Below are 2781 nucleotides of genomic sequence, written 5' to 3'. Positions count from 1 at the left end.
TGCCTGACCAGCCACGCTGATCACGAACCCCGACGCGCCACCACACGCCAGGGTCCGCTGCCGCCTGCCCGCTAACTCTCCGATTTTCGGACTAGGGGTGGGGTGGGGCGGTGCTGGCTCGGGGGATGAGTTCGTGGGGGGTACGGCGGCGGCGGGGGCGGGAGACGGAGGGTTTGAGGACGAGTTCGAGGGCCTGGCGGCCCATGCTGATCATGGGGAGGCGGATGGTGGTGAGGGCGGGGTAGACGTCGGCCGCTGCGGGGATGTCGTCGAATCCGGCTACCGAGATGTCGGCCGGGACCCTGCGGCCCGAGCCCAGGAGCCAGGACAGGGCGCCGACGGCCATGGGGTCGTTCAGGGCGATGACGGCCGTCAGGTCCGGGTGGTTGTTGAGGAGGGTTGCCGCGGCTTCGGCGCCGCCCTCTCGCGTGAAGTCGCCGGGGACCACCGGGACCGTGTGCCACGGCAGGCGGGCGGCGCCTATCGCCAGGCGCAGGCCGGCCAGGCGGTCCTCGACGGTGGTGAGGTTCGGGGGACCCGATAGAACGCCTATGCGGCGGTGGCCCAGGTCGAGGAGGTGGCGCATCAGGGTGACGGCGCCGCTGAGGTTGTCGGGGAGTACGGCGTCCACGGGGAGGTGGTGGCGGCCGATGACGGCCACGCGGCCGCCCGCATGGGTGAAGGAGCGGACTTCTGCGGCTATGTCGGTCTCTGTGCTGGCGTCCACGTAGCCCGATCCGGCCAGGACGATGGAGTTCACCCGGTGGGCGCGCAGGGCGCGGATGCGGGCGAGTTCGGCGGCGGGGTCGCGTTCGGTCTGGCTGATCAGGGCCATGTAGCCGCGGGACTCCGTCTCGCGCAGGACGCCGCGGGCGATCTCGCCGAAGTACGGGTCGCCGACATCGTGGACGATCAGGCCGACGATCGTGGACGGCCCGCCGGCCAGGGCTCTGGCGTGGCTGTTCGGGACGTACCCGATGCGGTTGGCCACGGCCTGTACGTGCGCGGCGACCACCGCGCTCACCCCCGCCGAGCCGGTCATGGCCCGGGACGCGGTGGCCAGCGAGACACCCGCGGCTCTGGCGACGTCGACGAGGCGTGGCGGAGCCGGACGATTGGCCATGGGCGCGAGACCCCCTTGTCCGCCGCTGAAACACGTGCCATCGTAACCGAAAGCGCTTACGAAAGCGCTTGCGTACGCCGGGAGGACCGGAAATGTCATATGTGCGCAAGGCGACGTTGGTTCTTGCATTATCGAGCTTGAGTATTTCCGCTTGTGCCAAGGCGGAGGACCAGCCCAGTGGTCAGGCGCCCACGACGGGGCCGGTGAAGATCGGCATCTCGCTCCCCCTGACCGGCGACTTCGCCGAGCCCGGCAAGGGCATCCAGGAGGGCTACAAGATCTGGGCCGAGCACGTGAACGCCAAGGGCGGGCTGCTCGGCAGGAAGGTCGAGCTGATCTTCCGCGACGACGCCTCGGACCCCAACCGCGTCACCTCCGACTACGAGTCCCTGATCACCCAGGACAAGGTGAACCTGGTCTTCGGGCCCTTCTCCTCCCGCCTCGTCATCCCCGCGGGCAAGGTCGCCGAGTCGTACGGCATGCTGTTCGTCGAGCCGGCCGGTGCCGCCAAGGAAGTCTTCGAGCAGGGCTTCAAGAAGCTGTTCTACGCGGCGCCCGCCATCGCCGACGACCATTACAACTACCTGGCCGACTACCTCATCAAGCTGCCCCCGGACCAGCGGCCCAAGACCGCCGCCTACGCCAGCCTCGACGATCCGTTCGCCCAGGGCACCGCGTACGGCCTGCGTGACAAGCTGGCCGCCGCCGGGATCAAGACGGTGGCCGACGAGGTGTACCCGCCGGAGACCACCGACTTCTCGCCCATCGCCGCCAAGATCGCCCAGGCCAAGCCGGACATCGTCGTCGGCGGCACCCAGTTCGAGGACTCCGTCGGCCTGGTCCGCGCGCTGCAGGAGCTCAAGGTGCAGCCCAAGCTGGCCGCCTTCAGCACCGGGCCGACGCTGCCCGAGTTCCCGGCGGCGGTGAAGAACGCGGCCGAGAGCGTCATCTCCCCGGTCGGCTGGTCGGCCGGATCGGGGTTCACCGGCAACGACGCGCTGGTCAAGAGCTACAAGGATATGTTCGGCGGCGAGGCCAACGAGGACGCGGCCAATGGCTACACGGTCGGGCAGGTCGTGGAGGCTGCGGTCAACGCGGTCAAGTGCGTGGAGTCGGGCAAGGAGTGCCAGGACAAGCTCGCCGCCCACCTCCGCCAGGCCACCTTCGACACCGTGGTCGGCCCCCTGTCCTTCGACGACCAGGGGCGTCCCGAGCAGGCCCACATGATCCAGCAGTACGTGAACGGCAAGGTCGAGATCGTGCTGCCGGAGGGCTCGAAGGCGCAGACGGCCAAGCTCGTGTTCCCGAAGAAGGAGTGGTGACCATCCACACCTCCATGGGACCTGGTCCGGCAGTCCCTTCGCGCCTCGGGGAGCCGGACGGGGGTCTGACAGACCTGAGGATGACGGGCCATGGTCTGACAGCCCGTGGTCCACGGGACCGGAGGGCGGCGGACGAGGGCCGGGCAGGCCGGAGCCCGGACGGACACGGGGATGACGGACGAGGGTCTTTCGGACCGGGAGCTGTTGGACCGGGGGCCGGCAAACCAGAGGTTGGTGGACCGGGGGCTGACGGCCGACGGGTTGACAGGCCGCCGGGGTCTGACGGGGCGCTGGGGTGTGGAGGGCTGGTGGGGGCCGGCTGGTCAGGGGTGGCTG

2 protein-coding genes are annotated in these 2781 nt (G+C 69.8%); one reads left to right on the top strand and one right to left on the bottom strand.

What is annotated here, in order from left to right:
* Positions 1-91 precede the first annotated feature (91 nt).
* A complete protein-coding gene (locus tag ACIBHY_RS16210; RefSeq protein ID WP_397242632.1) occupies positions 92-1123 on the bottom strand; it encodes a LacI family DNA-binding transcriptional regulator in 1032 nt (343 codons plus the stop codon).
* Between the two features lie 137 nt (positions 1124-1260).
* On the opposite strand from ACIBHY_RS16210, the gene ACIBHY_RS16205 reads away from it, so the two are divergent.
* Complete coding sequence (locus ACIBHY_RS16205) at positions 1261-2445, top strand: amino acid ABC transporter substrate-binding protein (RefSeq protein ID WP_397307028.1); 1185 nt, start codon at positions 1261-1263, stop codon at positions 2443-2445.
* Positions 2446-2781 lie beyond the last annotated feature (336 nt).

This window comes from Nonomuraea sp. NPDC050547, assembly GCF_044457345.1.
Classification (GTDB): domain Bacteria; phylum Actinomycetota; class Actinomycetes; order Streptosporangiales; family Streptosporangiaceae; genus Nonomuraea.
This window is presented reverse-complemented; position numbering and strand designations above follow the sequence as displayed.